Source organism: Paenibacillus sp. VCA1, assembly GCF_031583795.1.
Classification (GTDB): domain Bacteria; phylum Bacillota; class Bacilli; order Paenibacillales; family Paenibacillaceae; genus Paenibacillus_AQ; species Paenibacillus_AQ albilobatus.
In genome coordinates, this window is the sequence record NZ_JAVLSX010000002.1 from 170,779 (window position 1) to 190,658 (window position 19,880).

A 19,880-nucleotide genomic window follows, 5' to 3' on the forward strand; every position below is an offset into this window, starting at 1 on the left:
CTCGGACTTTTGGGCTTAGGCTTGCCTTTGCCGCAAACGATTATGCAGCGCTTGCCGGAAAATGCCCGTTCCGTTTAAACGAAGCCTGGCGCCGTGGCATCGCCAAGCTACGGCAGGCTCTTCCGCCCGGGAATGCCGATAACGCAAAAAAGAGCGTCTGCAGACCGTACAGAATCGCTCTTCTCATTCGTTCATGTCCTCGATTTGAATCTGGTTGCGCCCGCTGTTTTTGGCGCGGTACAGCGCCATGTCGGCGCGGTAAAACAGGCTGTCCACGCTGATCTTCCCGTCGATGACGCACCATTCGGCAATCCCGCTCGAAACGGTCACGCCCGGGTCGGTTTCGCTTGCTACCCGCGTCCGGATCGTCTCCGCCACCTTCATCGCCTGATGAACGCCGAGCTGCGGCAAATAAACGGCGAGTTCTTCGCCTCCCCATCTTGCGGGAATGTCGACGGGCCGGATGGACGTTTTCAAAATTTCGCTGACCTGCTTCAAAATGTTGTCGCCTTTTTGGTGGCCGTAGGTGTCATTCACCTGCTTGAACTGGTCGATGTCCACGACGATCAAGGAGCCGCAGAAATCCTTGGCCTGGGAATGCTGGATCGCTTCGTCGAGATAATGGCGGGCGTACATGTCGGTCAACATATCGCGGTTGGCCATGCGCCTCAGCTCGGCATGCAGCAAAGCGTTGCTCACCGAAAGCCCGATATGGCTGGCGAGCGTTTGCAGCAGGCGATAGTTGTCATAGGAGAAGAAGTGCGGGCTTCGGTGCGTAAGCAATATGGCCCCGATGACCTTGCCGTTGACGGTCAGCGGCGTCGCGATCAGCGATTGCGAGCCGGTCACTTCCATCAGCTTGGAGGATACTTTGGTGTTCAGATGGTAGTCCGATAAAATGATCGGCTCTTTTTTTTCGTATACCAGGCCGCCGAAGCCGTAATCCTTGCTGAAAAAGTCCTTCGAAAGCGAAGGTTCGTTGCATGACATGACCTCGAGCATGCTCCTCTCCTCATTGAACTGAAGGAAGCAGCAGAAGTCTGCGTTAAATATATTCAGAAGCTCCCCGGTCGCAAGCTTGTAAATGTCGGCAAGCTGCAGGCTTTGGTTAAGCCGCTGCGTCAGCTCGTTGATCAGCCGGAGCTCATGGATCAGCAAATTCGACTGCTCGTACAGCTTGGCGTTTTCAAAAGCGTTGCCGGCGGTATCGATCATCATCGTGATGAGCTGCAGATCGAGGTCTTCCTTGAGCTCCCGGGACATTTTGAGATGAAACACGCCGTAGATCCCCTGCTTGCCTCCAAGAGGGATGGCGATTTCGGCGCAATCCCCGCCCTCCGCGCAGTCTTGAACGGTCAATCTTCCATCCATGAAGGCGCGCACGCAAATGTCCTCGCCAAACGGATGGAATACGAGCGGTTTCACCTTCGGATTGCTGTGCTGATGGTCCTGGGACATCATGAGGCTGAGCTCGACGGAAGGATATAACATCGCGATGCTGTCGAGCACTTCGGTCAGTACCGTATCGACGTCGATCTGGTCATGCATCCGTTGCATGATTTGGAACAGGAGCGATCGGCGGCTCGCTTCGCGTTCGGCGGTTCTTTGCACTCTCATGACGTCGGATACGAATATGTATTCATACCGCCTGTAAAAGCAGGATTGGTAATGGAGCGCGGTCGCGACGACCGTATCCAGGCCGGCATCCTTCCGCCGGTCCGGCGGAAGCACGCAGGCGAGCATGGCTACGAGCAGGCGGCCGTTCCGCGAAAGAACCGGCACCAGGCACAGCCTTTGCCCCGCATACGCGGAACGGCCGGCGTTTTCGGCGACGCCGCAAACCATCTCGTGGGTCGATACGCACTTCCGCAAAAGATCCGGACAATCCTCCGTTATCGCATCATGTACCGTTTTTTCGCCGCATACGTAAGCACCCTCGTGATCAAACACGGCCCAGCCGGATCGCTTCGAAAATGACAGCTCTCCCGTTTCCTTCATCCAATCCTCGAAGGATTGAAGAAGCACGTCGCGAACGTACGGCAGGTCGTGTACGGTGATGTCCATCTCCTTCAACCACGAATTGGAGGGCTCGCTCGGAGACGCCATTTCGATATTTGTCTGAAATAAACTTTGATGTCTGGAAAAATCTTGTTGATGTTCTGACATAAACGGGCGCTCCTTTTTACCGTGTTAAAAGCTGTTCTGTACGGCACCAAACGGTCGAAATAACGATAAGATTGCTCGAATAACGATCATAATAATCTTATTCTACTCTCTTCAATCTGATTTTGCATCAAAATTTCAGAGATTTTGTCCTAGTTTTTTGGGACCATAGGCCTATCGACAAAATTAGACGTTTCTCGATATTTCTCAGGACTTGACTTTGCCATAACCGTTCGTATAAAATCTATTGTTGAACAAGACTGCATTGACAGTCTAATTTGGGCGTAACGTTGTGTCACCCTCTCGCGGTTTGTTGCTGATCGAACAGCGGCTGAACTTTTCAATCAGGTGCTGCTGCCAGTTAAGGCTAGCACAATCAACTAACCCGGCGCAAATAGAGCCCTATTTCACATTATTTGAAAATAAAGGAGTCTACTATAACATGGCACGTTACACAGGTCCAAAGTTTAAATTGAGCCGCCGTCTGGGCATCTCCCTGAGCGGTACAGGCAAAGAATTGAAGCGCCCTTTCCCTCCGGGACAACATGGTCCTAACCAACGGAGAAAAGTGAGCAACTACGGCATGCAGCTCGCTGAAAAGCAAAAACTGCGCCACATGTACGGTTTGGGTGAAAAGCAGTTCAGCACCCTTTTCAACAAAGCTCAAAAAATGCAAGGGATTGCCGGCGAAAACTTCATGTTCCTGCTGGAAAGCCGCCTGGACAACCTCGTTTACCGTCTTGGCTTCGCTAACTCCCGTGCAGGTGCGCGTCAGCTCGTTTCCCACGGCCACATCACCGTAAACGGCAAAAAAGTCAACGTTGCTTCCTATGCGGTAAGCATCGGCGACGTGATCGGCCTTCGCGAAAGAAGCCGCGGCCTTTCTTCCATCAAGGAAGCGTTGGAAAACCGCAGCCATCTTCCTGGCTACCTGGAATACAACGAAGCTGCTATGGAAGGCAAATACATCCGTTTGCCTGAACGCGCAGAGCTTTCCCAAGACATCGACGAAAAACAAATCGTCGAATTCTACAACCGTTAATCTTTGCCTTAAAGAAAGCCTGGAACCATGGGGTTCCGGGCTTTTTGCCGTTTAAGGGACGGGCAAAACCCCGCATTCTTTGTACTGTTTGCCCTCTAAATATGTCAATTCTCACGAAAAAAAACCCTCATTCGCTCCCTGCATTCAAAATCAACAAATTATGCTATAATAGTTCCGTTAAAAGGAGGAACGCACGCGAATGGTTGAAAATAACAATAAAAAACCTGATAAACAGCCGGCCACGAAGCCAAGGCGGTCCTACGCCCGGGTCACGGGCCTGGTCATCCTTTGGCTGTTTGTCGTAGGCCTGATGGGAGCCCTGTTCGTCGGAGGCACCGCCGTGGGTTATGTCGCTCATATCGTCAAGGACGAACCCGTCCGTTCCAGGGAACTGATCGACCAGAAAATGAGCGAAAACGCCATCACCAGCTTCGCTTATTTCCGCGACCAGCAGACGCCGATCGGCCAGATCCGTACGGATGAGGACCGGCGCCCCGTGGAATACAAGCAAATTCCGAAGCTTGTCATCGACGCGGTCATTTCCATAGAAGACAATCACTTTTTTGAACATAACGGCGTCGACATGAACGGCACGCTGCGCGCCGTCAGGCAAAAAGTGCTTCATGAATCCGTCCAGACAGGCGGCAGCACGCTGACGCAGCAGCTGGCGAGACGCGTTTTTCTGAGCCTCGACAAAACCGATGACCGAAAAATCAAGGAAATTTTGCTTGCGCTCCGCCTTGAGCGGTTCATGACAAAAGAAGAGATTTTAACCGCTTACCTGAACAAGGTTCCTTTCGGCAAAGGCTCCAGCGGATACAATTTGTATGGAATTAAAGCGGCTGCAAAAGGCATCTTCAATATTAATGATCTAAACCAGCTCAATGTGGCTGAAGCGGCCTATCTAGCGGGCTTGCCTCAGCTTCCGACGAGATATTCCGCTTTTAATTCCAAGGGCGATTTTAACGCCGACGCCTTCAAGCGCGCGCTGGACCGCCAGCACCTCGTGCTGCGCCGCATGCGGGAGGAAAACAAAATCACCGAAGCGCAATACAAGGAGGCCATGGCTTTCGATATCCGCAAAGCGCTGGCTCCGCGCGTCGAAAAAGCGTATTCGACCTATCCTTACCTGATGATGGAGACGGAACGCCAAGCTTCGGAAATTTTGATGGAACTCAATTTGAAGGAAGCCGGCAAAGATCCGAACGATCCGTCCGCAAAAGACAGCGATCTGCTGGAGGCGGCGAATCAGCAGCTGAAAACAGGCGGATACCGGGTATACACGACCATCGACAAACGCGTATACAATTCCATGCATAAAATCGGCGAAAACGATAAAAACTTCGGTCCGGACAGCAAAACAAAAGGCCCTGAGCAAACCGCCGCCATGTTGATCGACAACAAGACGGGCGCTATTTTGGGCATGCTCGAAGGCCGTGATTTCAACAAAGAACAGATGAACTACGCGACGCAGATGGTTCGCCAGCCGGGTTCGGCCATGAAACCGATCGCCGCTTATCTGCCCGCCATCGAGTCCGGCGCCATCCAGCCTGCAAGCGTTGTGGACGACGCGCCGATCATTTTGAAGGACGGCCAGAAAGGCTTCCATATTCCGAAAAACTCGACTTCGGGTTACAGCGGATTGATGACAGCGCGCACGGCTTTGAACAAATCGGTTAATACGGTTGCATTGAAGCTGTACAACAACGTCGTTGGCATTGACGGAGCGTGGGCTTTTGCCAAAAAGTTGGGAATCACCACCATCCAGAAACAGGATTATTCGGCCCAAACCGGTGTTCTCGGCGGATTAAAGTACGGGGTAACCGTTGAGGAGCTGACCAACGCTTATTCCGCGATTGGCAATCAAGGTACGTTTAACGACGCCTACATGATCGAAAAAATCGTGGATTCGAACGGCAACATCGTGTACCAGCATGAAGCCAAACCGGTTCAGGCGTTTTCGAAGCAAACGGCCTATCTCATGACCGATATGCTTCGGACCGTCATTACGGAAGGCACGGGCGACGTCGTCCGCAAAAACTATAAACATTTCAAAACCGTGCCGGTCGTCGGAAAAACCGGTACGACGCAAAACTATGCCGACGTTTGGTTCGTCGGATTTTCTCCCGACGTCACGCTCGGGGTGTGGGCGGGTTACAAGGAGCCGAAAAACGTGCTTGAGACCAAACCGGCCAGAAAACGCGCCCAATCGATCTGGACGCTGATCATGAATGAGGTGACGGAACAAGAGCCGGATTTGTTCAAAACCGCGAAATTCGATAAACCCGATGGCATCGTCTCCAAAACGGTGTCCGCATATAGCGGAAAGCTTCCGACTTCCTTAACCGATAAATTCGTGACGGATCTGTTTAACATTAAATACGTGCCGAAAGAAGGCGATGACGGCATCGCCAAAGTCAAATACATTACGTATAACGGGGTCAACTACATCCCTAGGGATGGAACGCCTGAGGATATGCTGGCGGAAAAAACGGTAGTCAAGCGCGAGAAGCCGATTCCGGATCTGATCAAAGAACTGGAGGCTGCTTTTGCCAAAATGCGCGGCGGACATCAGCCGTTATCGTATTATATTCCGCGGGATGCAGGCGAGGATATGCCGACCGAAATCGACCCGCGCGTAGATGACGGAGCCGCGCCGGATGCGCCGATCAACGTTCGAATGGCTTTAAACGGCGGCAAAGCGACCATTACCTTCAATCCTTCCGGTCAAGCCGACGTCGTCGGATACCGGCTGTACGTTTCCAAAAACGGCGGTCCGTTCCAAAACACGGGAAAAGTGGTGCTGGCAGGCGCTTCGACCTCCTTCACCAGCCCTGCAGACGCCGGATCGGTATTTTATGTGACGGCCGTCGATGTCGCAGGCAAGGAGTCGGGACCAAGCGCGACGGTAAACAGTTTGGGCAGCGGCACAGTCGGGGGGCCTGAAGGGAATGGAACGGTCACGCCTCCGACCGATCCGGAGAATCCGGGCGATCCGGGATCGAACGATCAAGACCCTCCGGGTCAGTCCAATACGGACTCAAAACAACCGCAAGTGCCGGCTCCACCCGTAAGCCTGCAAATTTCGCCGCTGGACAACGGAGTCCTGTTCCAATGGAATCCGTCAAATCCCGAAGAGAACGTTACGGAATACTATGTTTATTTCAGCGAGAAACCAACCGGGCCATATACCAAAATCGGCACAAGCCGTGATCCGGGCTTACAATATACATCTGCAGCTCCGGTTGCGGGGTATTTCCGGGTTACGGCCGTCAATAAGGCGGGAGAATCCGCCCCGTCTCCGGCGTCATATTTTGAGAAAAAATAACGCTCCGAAAAGCTTATCCTGCCTTGTGCAGGGTAAGCTTTTTTTGTGTCCGTTCCAAGCCTGCAACGTTGAAATTGCGCTTTTTGAAGCGATGGCGGGAAGGCAAGCAGGCAGCTTTGCCCTTTGCCTCTTCCCCTTTTCCGTTTGGCCCGGCACGAAAAAAAGAAGCACCGGGATACATATTATCCGGTGCTTCCTGGGTTGATATTGTATGATTAATCCTCAATCGTAGAAAGGTCGCCTGTCGGCAGGTTCAGCTCCCAAGCTTTGAGCACCCGGCGCATGATTTTGCCGGATCTCGTTTTCGGCAGCTTGTCGCGGAATTCGATTTCCCGCGGCGCCGCGTGAGCGGAGAGGCCTTCTTTTACGAATTTGTAGATTTCGTTTTTGAGCTCTTCGGATTCCTGATAACCTTCGCGTAGCGAAATGAACGCTTTGATGATCTCGCCCCGCGTCGCATCGGGTTTGCCGATGACGCCGGCTTCGGCTACGGCCGGATGTTCGACGAGCTTGCTTTCGACTTCGAACGGTCCGATCCGTTCGCCGGAGGAGTTGATCACGTCGTCGACGCGGCCCTGGAACCAGAAGTAGCCTTCTTCGTCCATGAAGGCCGAGTCGCCGGAGACATACCAGCCGGGGATACGGAAGTACTCCTCGTATTTGGCGGGATTTTTCCAAATTTGATTCATCATGGACGGCCACGGCGTTTTGATGGCCAGGTTGCCCATCGTGTAAGGCGGCACCTCGTTGCCGTTGTCATCAAGAATCGCGGCTTCCACCCCTGGAATCGGTTTGCCCATCGAACCCGGTTTAATGGCCATGGATGGGTAGTTACAGATCAAGTGCCCGCCGGTTTCCGTCATCCACCACGTATCGTGGATGCGCTGGCCGTAAACCTTTTGTCCCCAACGGACGACTTCCGGATTCAGCGGCTCCCCGACGGAAAGCACGTGGCGAAGGCTGCTCAGGTCAAATTGGGAAATGACGTCCGATCCGGCGCCCATCAGCATACGGAACGCCGTCGGCGCGCTGTACCATACCGTCACTTTATTTTTGGCGATTGTGCCGTACCAGTCCTGCGGGCTGAAACGGCCGCCGCGGATGACGTTTGTTACGCCGTTCAGCCATGGGGCGAAGATCCCGTACGAGGTTCCCGTAACCCAGCCCGGATCGGCCGTACACCAATAAATATCGTCCTCGCGCAGATCGAGCACCATTTTGCCCGTATAATAGTGCTGAACCATCGCGTTCTGCACATGATAGACACCTTTCGGCTTGCCGGTCGAACCGGACGTGTAATGCATGATCAAGCCGTCGTTGCGTTCAAGCCATTCGATTTGAAGCTCGGAAGAAGCCTCCTTCATTTCGCCGAAGAAATCGTGGATTTGGCCGTCATCCTCCACTTGATCGCCTACCACGAAAATATGCTTCAAATCAGGCAGTTCGTCGCGTTTCACGCGTCCAAGCAGCTGGCTGGTCGTAACGAGCGCAACCGCGCCGCTGTCCTCGAGCCGGTCCTTGACGGCCGTTTCCATAAACGCTTCAAACAGCGGACCGACAACCGCGCCTACTTTTAAAATGCCCATGAGAGAAACATAGAGTTCCGGACTGCGGGGCATGAAAATAAACACCCGATCTCCCTTGCCGATGCCGTATTTGCGGAGAACGCTGCCGAATTTATCGGATTGCTCCTTCAGATCGGCGAAGGTATAGCTTTCATCACGCGAAGCGTCGCTGTAAAGCAGCGCTTTTTTGTCGCCGCGGCCTTCCTCGACATGGCGGTCGATCGCTTCGTACGCCATATTGACCTTGCCTGTCGTGTACCAGCTGAAGTGCTTCTCCACTTCCTCCCACTGGAACTTCGAGCGGGCTTGTTCATAATCGCCCAGGTTGGACGTTGTCGCGACGCTTGGCAGAATTTCGTTTTGATTTTGATCCATTTCTTTCATCCTCCCTCTGTTTCTCCCAAAAATTGATAGGGCAGCGCTTACAATCTGTATGAGTTCATGCCATAATGACAACATACACACGCAATCAGTCTTCAAAACAAAGCTTTGATGATTCCGTTAAGCGTAATACATGATACAGCAGGTCTGGCAGATGTTCAGATCAAAAATTGTGACTGTTTTATGTCAGAAATCATTATAACATAGGATGAAAATTCCTGCCATCGCTTTTCATTTAATTGTTTTTTTGCTATAAGTAGGTTAGAAGCTGAAAGGAGCGTCCAGATGGAACACCTTAAACTGTACCATGTCGAAACCGTGCCTCTTGGCGATCGCTGCTTGGTCGTTGAAGGACCCGTGCCGCCCGGAAGATTGTCCGAGTTGACCATGCATCCCGACCTTGACGCTTTCCGCCGTCCGAACGACCAGCACAAAGCGCTGGTGGAGATCGCCGGCCTGGAGGAAGGCAGAATCATCATCACCCGGGAAGAAAACGTCATCGTCGGCTACGTAACCTTCCATTACCCGGACGAGCAGGAACGCTGGTCCCAAGGCCATATGCAGGATTTGATCGAGCTCGGCGCGATCGAAGTGGCCAACGACTACCGTTCGCTGGGGCTTGGCCAGAAAATGATCAAAACCGCCTTCGAGGGTGGACAAATGGAACAATATATCGTGTTCACGACCGAATATTATTGGCATTGGGACTTAAAAAGCAGCGGGCTCAGCGTATGGGATTACCGCAAAATGATGGAACGGCTGATGAAGGTCGTCGATATGGTCTGGTATGCGACCGACGATCCGGAAATTTGCTCGCATCCCGCGAACTGCTTGATGGTCAGAATCGGCCGGGACGTCCCGCTTTCGTCGAAGGAACAATTCGACCGCGTTCGTTTTCAGCATCGTTTCATGTATTAAAGTCCATTTTATTGATATATCCCATTTGTTTAAACACCAGAAACGTAGGCCGTCCCGCGTTCAAGCGCCATTGCTTGCAGGAGGCCTATTTGTTTGGCCGCAGCAATCAATGCTAACAACCTACCTCTTTTTCAAAAGCAAAAAGCCGCCCCCGGCCAATGTCGGCCGTCTCGGGCAGCTTCTTCTTTTTTAAAAGCTTATTTTGTTACATCAGAGTTTTGCAAAATCCTCACATATGTTCAAGCATGTAATCCAAAATCGCGTGCGAACGGCGCGAAGACGCCACGGTAAACTCGGCGAAGTTCGCATGCGCCGAACCGTCGGCTTTGTCCGACATCGAACGAATGACCACAAAAGGCACCCCGTTCATGTAACAAACCTGTGCGACCGACGCCCCTTCCATCTCGACGCAAGCTCCCTGCAAATGTTCATAGAACCACGCGACCTGCTCCACGCTGGCGATAAACTGGTCCCCGGAAAGCACGCGTCCGACGCGGCAGTTCACTTCGCCCAATTCCCTGCACGCTTGCTCGGCAAGCGCGATCAGTTCCTTGTCGGCTTGGAAAGCGGAAACCTCCTGATAAGGGATTACTCCCCGTTCGAAACCAAGCGCGGTAACGTCCATATCATGCTGAAGGCATTCGGAAGAAACGACGATATCCCCGATATTCAGCTCCGGATGGACGGCACCCGCGACTCCCGTGAACAGCACCTTCGACACGCCGAAAAAATCGATCAAAATTTGCGTCGTCACCGCCGCGTTTACTTTCCCGACTCCCGATCTGCAAACGATGACGTTTTTGCCGCGGTATGATCCTTTATGATAGCGGATTCCGGCCTTCTCGACCGTTTCCGAGCTGTTCATTCCGGCCAAAAGCAGTTCCACCTCTTCGTCCATTGCCCCGATGATTCCGATGGTTTCCGGCATCTTTCATTCCCCCTTGTTCTGAATTGATGTTTCAAGACCGGGCATGTGAAAAAAAGCTCCTGGCGGGAGCTTTTTTTCAGCGTATGTTAACCTTTTTCATATCGTTTCTATTTCTTATTCGTTCACGTGGCTTACGGATAAACGCAAAATCGTCTCATGCGGCAAAATCACCCGAGGGTTGTCCACATTTTCCTTCTTCATCAGCTTCGTCAAAAGCCGCATGGCAACCGCGCCGAGGTCATACATCGGCTGGGCTACCGTCGTCAGCAGCGGACGCACCATGGAAGCCATGCGCGTATTGTCGACGCTGATGACGGAGAAGTCGTCAGGCACTTTCAGGCCTTCGTCCTGAATGCTGTGGATGGCACCAATCGCCATTTCGTCCGTGGCCGCAAAAACGGCCGTCGGCTTTTTCTTCAGCCCCAGGAAATATTTCATCGCTTCCACGCCGGACTCGTAGCGGTAATTGCCGATGCGGACCAGATCCTCCTGGTATTCGATGCCCGCATTCTCCAGCGCTTTTTTGTAGCCTTGGAAACGGGAATAGCCGTTGGCAGGATCCTGCAGCGTGCCGCTGATCATCGCAATTTCGCGGTGTCCGTGGCGGATGAGTGTATTAACGGCGTCAAACGCCGCCGCTTCGTGGTCGATATCGACGGAAGGATAGGTCCCCTGCTCGTCCCGCGTCGCGCAAAGCACGATCGGAACGGCCGAAGTCTGGAATGCCTGAATATGTTCTTCCGTTACGGTGCCGCCCATGAAAAGCAGGCCGTCGACTTGTTTCTCGAGCAGCGTGTTGATGACGCGGATTTCTTTTTCCTTCTTCTTGTCGGCGTTACACAAAATGATATTATAGTGGTACATGTTGGCGATGTCTTCAATGCCCCGGGCAATTTCCGCAAAAATAGAGTTCGAGATATCGGGAATGACCACCCCGACCGTCGTCGTCTTTTTGCTGGCAAGGCCTCTTGCCACCGCATTAGGGCGATATCCCAAACGTTCGATTGCTTCGTAAACTTTTTTCCGGGTCTGAGGCTTCACGTTGGGGTTGTTGTTTACAACCCGCGATACCGTTGCCATCGATACGCCTGCTTCACGTGCCACATCGTAAATGGTTACCGTCAAATTCCTTCTCTCCATTGCCAATAAATTTTCACTCGTCAACCCATTAAAATTATGATACGACAAATTGTCGCATTCTGCAATGATAACGCTTTACTATCCTTTCAGATGCCGTTTCAAAGCATCCTCAGTGATATTAGAATGAGATGTATGCCAGACGGGCGCCTGATTTTTGACCAAAATAACCTGCGGAGATTCATGCTGCACGCCAAGCAAATCGGCCGCTTCAAGCGAGACCGGGCGATCCTCGACAACGTGAATCAATGCGTATTCTACGTCTTCGTTCGGCTCGTCTTCCAAATATGACATCATCTGCCGATAGGCGCCTGTGCTGATCGGACAGCGGGTGCTGTGCTTGAACAGGAGCAGGGGCTTGTCAACCGAAGCTGCCAATGCGGACTTAAGCTCCTCGCTAGTAGTCAGTTTGGTCATCGTCGCCATTTGATATACATCTCCTTTTTTCGATTCATTCCTTCCTCTATCGTATCAAAAACTTCGTGAAAAATCCAACGAACTATGAAAATAATTCTGAAAATTTTGTGTTTTCATACATCGGCATGGAAGACATTCATTTCCGGCAGGATTACGGACAGCTGTGAGAGCCGCTGGCGAATGTCTGAAATCCAGCCATCGTCGTTCATGCTTTCGGCCAATCGATACATATCCAAAAGAAGGTTGATCCGCTCCTGTATTTCGTGCTCAATTTTGGCGTCCAGCCCTTCGTTGGGACATGCGGCATCGGCCAGCACACCGTAAATCACGTCGGCCAGCTCGTGGTAATCCTTCATCGAAAAGGTCGTTTGTTTCGGCCGGGGGCCCAGCAATTCGACATATTTCTTTAAATCGGATCTCATCGTAGGTATAAGCTCGTACGTCAAACATTGATTGCAAACAAGCACCGGCACATGGCGGATCGTTACGCTCCGGGTGTATTTAACGGTCCGAAGCTCCAGCTTCAGGCTTTGTTCGCAGCTGCATTTCATTGACACAATACCCCACCTCAATCTTTTCTATCTATATAGATTGAATTAAAGCAAGTCACATTTTTGAAACGGATATTCCCCGTGGATCAAGGAATGACAAGTAAAAACTTTAATTCTTTCTATCTATCTGCTCGAATGAGTGCTAATATTTCAGCTGCTGATGGTATTCGCCCCTGCCCTCCGCAATTCCTTCCTCCCGCGCGCCGCTGTTTTATTTACCAAAAAGCCCATCACTTTCTTATAGACCTTTTCTCCAAAAAAAACCGGCACTCTGTTACGAGTACCGGGGTTTTGGTCGCCTATCCGCCATAAACATGCTTCGGCGGTTGTTCGCTTCACGAAACGTGGCTGCCTTTTCCTGAGTCTTTCAAGGTTTTTGATTTTCAAAACGGCTGGATTCGTTAAAATCCGTCAGAAGCTTGTCGATTTCAGCGCCGGTCGTCAGCTTGTAGCATTCCTCGGCGGCCGCGCGGGCATCTTCGGCGGACGTGTTCAGAATCCGGTGCTTCACCCGGAGCAACGACTGGATCGACATGCTCAAGTCGTGCACGCCAAGCCCGATCCAAAGCGGTATGGACCGCTCGTCCCCCGCCATTTCCCCGCATACGCTGACGGGAATGCCCGCATGGCGGGCCGCTTCCACGATCGTGCGCAGCATGCGGATGATCGCCGGATGGTACGGATGGTACATATGGGCGATCTGTTCGTTCATCCGGTCCACGGCCAGTACGTATTGAACCAGGTCGTTCGTGCCGATGCTGAAAAAATCGCATTCCTTCGCCAGCAAATCGGCGATGGTGACCGCTGCCGGAATTTCAATCATCACGCCGACCGGAATTTCGGGATCATACGGGATGCCCCTCGCGTCCAGATCAGCCATGGCCCGGCGCAACACCTGGTTGGCTTGTCTCACTTCGTCCACCGAGGAAATCATCGGGTACATGATTTTGGTTTTGCCGTACGCGCTCGCGCGCAAAATGGCCGTCAGCTGCGTCTGGAACAGCTCCTGCCGTTCGAGGCTGATCCGGATCGCGCGGTAACCGAGAAACGGATTGTCCTCCTGCGGCAGCGGAAAATAATCGAGCTGCTTATCCCCGCCGATATCCAGCGTCCGGATGACCGTCTGGCGTCCTTCCATTTTGCGTACGACTTGACGGTAAACCTCAAACTGTTCCTCTTCGCTCGGGAAGCTGGCGCGGTCCATGTACAAAAACTCCGTCCGGAACAGACCGACGCCAAGCGCGCCGTATTTCACGGCCATATCCAGCTCTTTCACCGAGCTGATGTTAGCCGACAAACGCATCTCCGTGCCGTCTTTCGTGACGGCGTCGACCGAAGCGAGCAGCTCCAAGCGCTCTTTCCGTACCTGCTGCTCGGTCCGCGCGCATTCAAATTGATCGACCGTTTTTTTGTCCGGGTTGATGAACAGCCGTCCGGATTCGCCGTCCATAACGATCAGATCGCCCGTTTGAATCGGGTCCGGCAGCTTGCCTTCGATGCCCGCGACGAGCGGAATGCCCAGCGCCCGGGCCATAATGGAGGCATGAGACGTTTTGCCCCCCAGCATCGTAACGACGCCGAGCACATGGGCAGGGTTCAGGTGCGCCAGCTGGGAAGGCGACAATTCCTTCACCACAAGCACGTACGGCTGGGTATCCGCCGGAAGGGTAATCTCCGGCGCCCCAAGCAGATGCTTCAGCAGGCGGTTGCCGACATCCTTGATGTCCATCGCCCGTTCTTTCATATATTCGTCATCCAGCAGGTCAAACATCGTGACGAAATGGTCGATCGCTTCCTTGACCGCCACTTCGGCTGCCTTGTATTGGCGTTCGATCACGCCCTGGATTTCGTTCATGAACACCGGATCGTCCAAAATGGCCAGGTGGGCGTCGAAAATGCTGGACTCCTCTTCCCCGACGATATCCCGGAATTCGTTTTTGATATATTCGATTTCGTTTTTGGAGGTGCGTATCCCTTCATACAGCCGCTCAAACTCATTGGCCAGATCAACTGCGTCTATACCGGTTTCGGGCAAATCCCATTCCCAGTTCGGCAGAACGAATGCTTTTCCAATTGCGATGCCGGCAGATGCTCCGATGCCTTGTATCATGATTCCAAACCCCCAACATTTCTGTCGTGTAATACTACGGACATAACCGATGTCTGCCCTTTTTTGACCGCTTTGAACGGGGCGAAGCTCCACGATTTGACGCGGTCCGGATTCGTAATGACCATCGGCGTCGCGATCGAGGTGGCATGCGCCTTAATGTAAGCCAGGTCGAACTTGACAAGCAGCTGACCCGGTTCGACCGCGTCGCCTTCTTTAACGACCGCCGTAAAATGCCCTCCCTTAAGCTGGGAAGTATCGATGCCGATATGCAGCAGCACTTCGAGGCCATCCGGCGTGGAAATACCGATCGCATGCATCGTCGGATAGATGTGAACGATCGTGCCGTACACGGGCGAGACCAGTTCTCCCCGCTCCGGCATGAAGGCGACGCCGTCGCCGACGAGCTTGGCCGCGAAGATCTGATCCGGAACCTCCTCGATCGGAAGCATCCGGCCTTGCACCGGCGCGCTGAACAGCACCCGCGGCAAATCCCGTTGAAGCAGCTTGTTCACTTCCTCGCGGATCAGCTCGGAGTACGTGCCGAAGACGACCTGAACGTTGCCTCCTCCAAGCTTGATCAATCCTGCCGAGCCGAGCAGCTTCAGCGCGTTGCCGTCCACAAGCCTGTCGTTTTTGACGGTGAGCCTAAGCCGGGTGATGCAGGATTCGACCTGGACGATGTTGTCCTTGCCGCCGAGCGCCTCCAAAATAAGCGGAGCCTGATACGGAATGCTTCCCGCCCAATCCTCGAGCGTCGAGCCTTCCTCGCGCCCCGGCGTCGGAATCTGGAATTTGCGGATCGCCCACCGGAACAAAAAATAATAGACGAAGCCGTAGCCGATGCCGATCGGAATCAGCAGCCACGCATGATGGGATAAATGCAGGTTGAGAAAAAAATCGATGGCCCCCGCCGAATAGGAGAAGCCGTGATGAATGTCCAGTTCATAGGTAAGCCACATGGCGGCCCCGGAGAGCACCGCGTGCAAAATGAACAAATACGGCGCGGCGAACAGAAACGCAAACTCGATCTGCTCGGACACCCCTGTTAAAAAACATACGAGCGCCGCCGTCAAAAATGTCTTTTTTATCTTCGGTTTCAAGTCTTCGCGCGCTTCCTGTATAATGGCCAGCGCGATGGCCGGCAGCGCGAACATCATGATCGGGAACAGGCCGGCCATATAGCCGCCCGCAGTCGGGTCACCGGCAAAAAAGCGCGGCAGGTCGCCCTGCACGATGTTCCCCGAAGGGGTCTGGTAGGAACCCGCCTGGAACCAGAAAATGTTGTTGAGCAGATGATGCAAACCGAATGCGGTCAGCACCCGGTACAAAATGCCATACAAAAACAAGCCGAAACCGCCCAAATGACTCATGAGCAGCGTCAGTTCATCCAGGCCTTTCTGCAAATACGGGGTGATGAAAAGCAGCACCCAAGAAAACAACGTTGAAAACAAGCCCATAAACAAAAGGACAAACCTCGACCCGCCAAAAAACTGCACCGCTTCGGGGAGTTTGATGTGCTTATAACGGTTCGAGGCGACGCCGGACAAAATCCCGAACAAGACGCCGATCAGCGTCGTCGGCTGGATGCCGCCGCTGCCCATATGCCGCGTGATTTGGTCGTAAATAAACATGCCCGCCAGCGCCGCAAGCCCCGCGGGTCCTGCCTGATTCGAAAGCCCCCAGGCCACGCCGACCGCAAACAAATACGGGAGGAAATAGAAAATGCCCTGTCCGGCCCACGTGCAAACCTCAGCGACGTGAGGAAGACCCCATGCGGCCCAGGGAAGACTGCCTACGCTCAGCAATATGGCGGCTGATGGAAGGACCATCGTGGGCAGTATAACCGCTCTTCCGAGCTGCTGCAGTGATCCGAGCCAATTCAAGAAAAGGCACTCTCCTTTCAAAAAACAGATCAGAATTTGCAAAATCCCAGCTTGCCTATCCTTGCAAAATCTGCGCATATTTCAAATGGTAAGCTTAGATCCACGTTTTGTCAAAAAGGATTTTGCATATTCCGATCCTGGCGTCCGCCCGTTTGGGCAGGCACAAAAACATCCCCGGGGAAGCTTCGCTCCCCGGAGATGTTTAGCCTGCCGGTTACCGGCGACCGGAACGGTCCGGCTGCGTAACCGCCTCTTCCACCTTGATGCAGCGGTCCATGATCACTCTCATGCCGTTTTCTTGAGCGATCGCCGCAGCCTCGTCGTTGACGATGCCGAGCTGAAGCCACAGCACGTTCGCATGAATTTCGGCGGCCTCCCTGGCCACGTCCGCGCAATATTCGCTCCGGCGGAATACGTTCACGATATCGACCGGCTCGGGGATCTCTTTCAACGATGCGTAGCAGGTTTCGCCCAAAATATGCTTTCCCGCCGCATTCGGGTTGACCGGGATGATCCGGTAGCCGCGGTTTTGCATCGCCTCGGCGATCATATAGGAGGTCCGGTCCGGTTTGTCGGACAATCCTACGACCGCTATGTTCCCGGCCTGCTCCAAAATCACCTTGATTTCGTCGCGCGTCGGATTTTCGAATGCCATGTTCGATCCCTTCTTCCTTATTATATGAACTTCATGATAAGAGCTTATGACAAACCACTATTTTATTTTACCCATTCAACCTGCGCTCCAAGCGCCTTCATATGCTCAAAAAACTGCGGATAGGACTTGGCGACGTGATGCGCGTCCTTAATCGTGATCGGCTGTTTGGCGCGCAGCCCGACGATCGTCAGCGCCATAATGACGCGATGGTCGTAATGGGCGTTGATCTCCACGCCGCCTTCAACGCCTTCCGGACGCCCGTGGACGATAATTTCGGCTTGTCGCTCCTCTACGTTCGCCCCGGCTTTGCGAAGCTCCGCCAAATAATCGGTGATCCGGTCGCACTCCTTGTAACGAAGGTTCTCCACGTTATAGAAACGCGACGTTCCTTCCGCAAACACGGCGGCCGCCACCATCGCCAGCACCGCGTCCGTCGCCGCATCGCCGTCGAACTCGACCGCTTTCAGCTTCCCGTTGCCCTTGACGTGCACCTCGTCATGTTCATGCGTCAGCGGCGCTTCCATCATGCGCAGCACGTCTACGACGGCCCGTTCCCCTTGCTTGCTTTCCACCGGCAGGCGTTTGACGAGCACGTCGGATTCCGTCACCGCGGCGGCGGCGAGAACGGCTGCCGAGCCCGGATAGTCGCCCTGGACCGTGTACGTTTTCGCCTGGTAGGATTGGTTGCCCGGGACGCGGAACCGCATGTAATCGTCGCTCGCATGAATGACGATGCCCGCCTGCTCCAGCACCTCCAGCGTCTGGCCGACAACGACCTTCGATTTCAGGTCGCCAGTCACTTCGATTTCGCTGTCTTCCGCAAGCAGCGGCGTCAAAAACAAAAGCGCGCTCAAATATTGCGAGCTGACCGAGCCGGAGACTTGGATGCGGCCGCCCTTCGGTTGTCCGCCGCGAATCCGGATCGGCAGGCGGCCGTCGTTATGCTCCACCTCAACCCCCATTTGCTCAAGCGCTACAATCAGGTCGTCATGCGGACGTTTGCCGAGCGAATCCGGATATGCATTCACGAACGTCACGTCCGGGCAAAGCGAAGCGATGCCCATCAAAAATCGGAGAACGGCTCCCGCATTGCCGACGTTCAGTTCCTTCACGTCCCGCGGATGGCGGCCGAAGCCCGTAATGACCGCTTTTTCCTCGTCTTCGACAAGCACGGCTCCCAAATCCTGAATGCAGCGGCGCATCGCGTCGCTGTCCTCGCTATGAGCCGGAAAATATACCGTGCTGGTCCCTTCGGCCAAGGCCGCGACCAGCAAATAACGCGTCGTATAGTTTTTGGAGGAAAGCGCTCCGATTTCCCCCTGTAACCGCGGAGTCGGTTTAACGATCAAATCCATATGCCCCATGTCTCCTTCTCGAATAAGTTCACGCTTCAGCCGGGATGCAAATGCGATTTGACAGCCCGTTTAAAGCTTGGTTATCATTAATATAATTACATAAGGGATCTTGCAAAATCCGAAACAAGCGGCTTTCAAGCATGGGAGCGTTCGAAGGAACGGACCGCATTTTGTCCGCATCTTGTTTCCCTTAACCGACTGAATCGGAAATTTTTGCGAAGTCCAAAATAACGACAACTGAAAAGAGGTTATTGCAATGACGTCCATTCGTGAAATAGAGCCGTCCGAATTGAGACGGCGCCTTCTTGCCGGGGAAACGCTCCAGATGATCGACGTCCGCGAGGATGACGAAGTCGCGCAGGGCATGATCAGCGGAGCGAAACACATCCCGCTCGGGCAAATTCCGGACCGCCTGGATGAAATACCGAAGGAAGGCGAAGTCATCATGATTTGCCGCAGCGGCGGCCGCAGCATGAGAGCATGTCAATATCTACAGCAGTTTGGCATCGAATGCGTCAACATGACGGGCGGCATGCTCCAATGGAACGAAGACGAAGCTTAATGACTTGACGAAAGCGGCAGGCCTGATAAGGGCTTGCCGTTTTTTTAAGATATAAGAAGCGAATTCCCTCCCTATATCTCAAGGAAAATTCCCGCAAAATGCGGCCTGTCTTCTGTCAAAATACGACGATAGACGTTTTCCTTATGTTTCCCGGTTTTCTTGCGAATGCCCGTCCCTTAAACCTCTTTTATACTATCTTAACACAAAACGGCTTAGACGCGGTAATGCGTTAAAATTTTTAACGCCACTTCATCGGCGCCGAGACGGCTCGTGTCCACCGTGGAGTGGGCAAACCTGTAGGCATCCTTGCGCTCTTCCAAAATCGTCCGGACCCGCTCCTCCGCGCCGCCGGCGAGCAGCGGCCGGTTGGCGTCGCCTTTTACCCGGTTTACGATTGCTTCCGCATCGGCCGTGAGGGCCACCACGAATCCGCCTTGCAGCATAAGGTCGCGGTTTTCTTCGCGCAAAACGCAACCGCCGCCGGTGGCCACGACCTTGCTGCCGTCCTGCGCCAATATTTTGCGCAAAACTCCGGTTTCCGCCTTGCGGAAATATGGCTCCCCGTGAAGCTCGAACATTTCGGGAATCGTCATGCCTTCTTCGGCCACGATGGCCGCATCCAAATCGACCAGCGAATATCCGAGCTTCTTCGCCAAAATGTCGCCGACCGTCGACTTCCCTGTCCCCATCATTCCGATCAATATGATGTTTCGTTTCGTCTGGCTCAATCCTGCACCCCATTTGCTTCCTGTCATTCTCAAGCTTTTTCATATCATAACACAGGCCAAAAAGTTTCGACAATCTCGCAAAACCATTCGGTCTTCCTTCGTCTGGTTATCCCGCATATGCCCGCAAATATATCCTGAATTGCCGCTGCTGCACGGA

Annotated in this window: 15 protein-coding genes; 4 read left to right on the forward strand and 11 right to left on the reverse strand. The window is 53.4% G+C overall.

Annotated features, from left to right (window positions below; translation table 11 throughout):
- Positions 1 to 183: 183 nt before the first annotated feature.
- A complete protein-coding gene (locus tag RJP21_RS04260; protein WP_310858230.1) occupies positions 184 to 2,166 on the reverse strand; it encodes a sensor domain-containing diguanylate cyclase in 1,983 nt (660 codons plus the stop codon).
- A gap of 439 nt (positions 2,167 to 2,605) precedes the next feature.
- On the opposite strand from RJP21_RS04260, the gene rpsD reads away from it, so the two are divergent.
- Together rpsD and RJP21_RS04270 are read left to right on the forward strand one after the other, a co-directional pair.
- Entirely contained in the window at positions 2,606 to 3,205 is a 600-nt protein-coding gene (gene rpsD, locus RJP21_RS04265; RefSeq protein WP_160040862.1) for a 30S ribosomal protein S4, read from the forward strand.
- A gap of 199 nt (positions 3,206 to 3,404) precedes the next feature.
- Positions 3,405 to 6,533: a transglycosylase domain-containing protein gene (locus RJP21_RS04270; RefSeq protein ID WP_310858231.1), complete on the forward strand. Its 3,129-nt coding sequence runs from the start codon at positions 3,405 to 3,407 to the stop codon at positions 6,531 to 6,533.
- A gap of 215 nt (positions 6,534 to 6,748) precedes the next feature.
- On the opposite strand, the gene acsA is transcribed toward RJP21_RS04270, so the two are convergent.
- Positions 6,749 to 8,473, reverse strand: a complete 1,725-nt coding sequence (gene acsA / locus RJP21_RS04275) for an acetate--CoA ligase (RefSeq protein WP_160040858.1) — start codon at positions 8,471 to 8,473, stop codon at positions 6,749 to 6,751.
- Positions 8,474 to 8,764: 291 nt separating this feature from the next.
- On the opposite strand from acsA, the gene RJP21_RS04280 reads away from it, so the two are divergent.
- On the forward strand, positions 8,765 to 9,397 hold the full coding sequence (locus RJP21_RS04280; RefSeq protein ID WP_310858232.1) for a GNAT family N-acetyltransferase: 633 nt from the start codon (positions 8,765 to 8,767) through the stop codon (positions 9,395 to 9,397).
- A gap of 229 nt (positions 9,398 to 9,626) precedes the next feature.
- Here RJP21_RS04280 and RJP21_RS04285 read toward each other — a convergent pair whose 3' ends face one another.
- The 8 genes from RJP21_RS04285 to aroA all read right to left on the reverse strand — a co-directional run bounded on the left by RJP21_RS04285 (position 9,627) and on the right by aroA (position 18,433).
- Positions 9,627 to 10,325, reverse strand: coding sequence for a 5'-methylthioadenosine/adenosylhomocysteine nucleosidase (locus RJP21_RS04285; RefSeq protein ID WP_310858233.1), 699 nt, complete (start codon positions 10,323 to 10,325; stop codon positions 9,627 to 9,629).
- 114 nt (positions 10,326 to 10,439) lie between these two features.
- Positions 10,440 to 11,450 carry a catabolite control protein A gene (gene ccpA, locus RJP21_RS04290; protein ID WP_160040852.1) on the reverse strand — a complete coding sequence of 337 codons (1,011 nt, stop codon included), beginning with the start codon at positions 11,448 to 11,450 and terminating at the stop codon, positions 10,440 to 10,442.
- Positions 11,451 to 11,543: 93 nt separating this feature from the next.
- Positions 11,544 to 11,888: a bacillithiol system redox-active protein YtxJ gene (gene ytxJ, locus RJP21_RS04295; protein WP_160040850.1), complete on the reverse strand. Its 345-nt coding sequence runs from the start codon at positions 11,886 to 11,888 to the stop codon at positions 11,544 to 11,546.
- Between the two features lie 104 nt (positions 11,889 to 11,992).
- Positions 11,993 to 12,436 carry a hypothetical protein gene (locus RJP21_RS04300; RefSeq protein ID WP_310858234.1) on the reverse strand — a complete coding sequence of 148 codons (444 nt, stop codon included), beginning with the start codon at positions 12,434 to 12,436 and terminating at the stop codon, positions 11,993 to 11,995.
- A 361-nt stretch (positions 12,437 to 12,797) separates the two neighbouring features.
- Positions 12,798 to 14,540, reverse strand: coding sequence for a phosphoenolpyruvate--protein phosphotransferase (gene ptsP / locus RJP21_RS04305; protein WP_160040846.1), 1,743 nt, complete (start codon positions 14,538 to 14,540; stop codon positions 12,798 to 12,800).
- Positions 14,537 to 16,423: a glucose PTS transporter subunit IIA gene (locus RJP21_RS04310; RefSeq protein ID WP_310858235.1), complete on the reverse strand. Its 1,887-nt coding sequence runs from the start codon at positions 16,421 to 16,423 to the stop codon at positions 14,537 to 14,539. The genes ptsP and RJP21_RS04310 overlap by 4 nt, the downstream gene beginning before the upstream one ends.
- Before the next feature lie 214 nt (positions 16,424 to 16,637).
- Complete coding sequence (locus RJP21_RS04315) at positions 16,638 to 17,078, reverse strand: CoA-binding protein (RefSeq protein ID WP_310858236.1); 441 nt, start codon at positions 17,076 to 17,078, stop codon at positions 16,638 to 16,640.
- Positions 17,079 to 17,140: 62 nt separating this feature from the next.
- A complete protein-coding gene (gene aroA / locus RJP21_RS04320) occupies positions 17,141 to 18,433 on the reverse strand; it encodes a 3-phosphoshikimate 1-carboxyvinyltransferase (RefSeq protein ID WP_310858237.1) in 1,293 nt (430 codons plus the stop codon).
- Positions 18,434 to 18,689: 256 nt separating this feature from the next.
- On the opposite strand from aroA, the gene RJP21_RS04325 reads away from it, so the two are divergent.
- On the forward strand, positions 18,690 to 18,995 hold the full coding sequence (locus RJP21_RS04325) for a rhodanese-like domain-containing protein (protein ID WP_160040838.1): 306 nt from the start codon (positions 18,690 to 18,692) through the stop codon (positions 18,993 to 18,995).
- 212 nt (positions 18,996 to 19,207) lie between these two features.
- On the opposite strand, the gene RJP21_RS04330 is transcribed toward RJP21_RS04325, so the two are convergent.
- A complete protein-coding gene (locus RJP21_RS04330) occupies positions 19,208 to 19,723 on the reverse strand; it encodes a shikimate kinase (RefSeq protein ID WP_310858238.1) in 516 nt (171 codons plus the stop codon).
- Positions 19,724 to 19,880 lie beyond the last annotated feature (157 nt).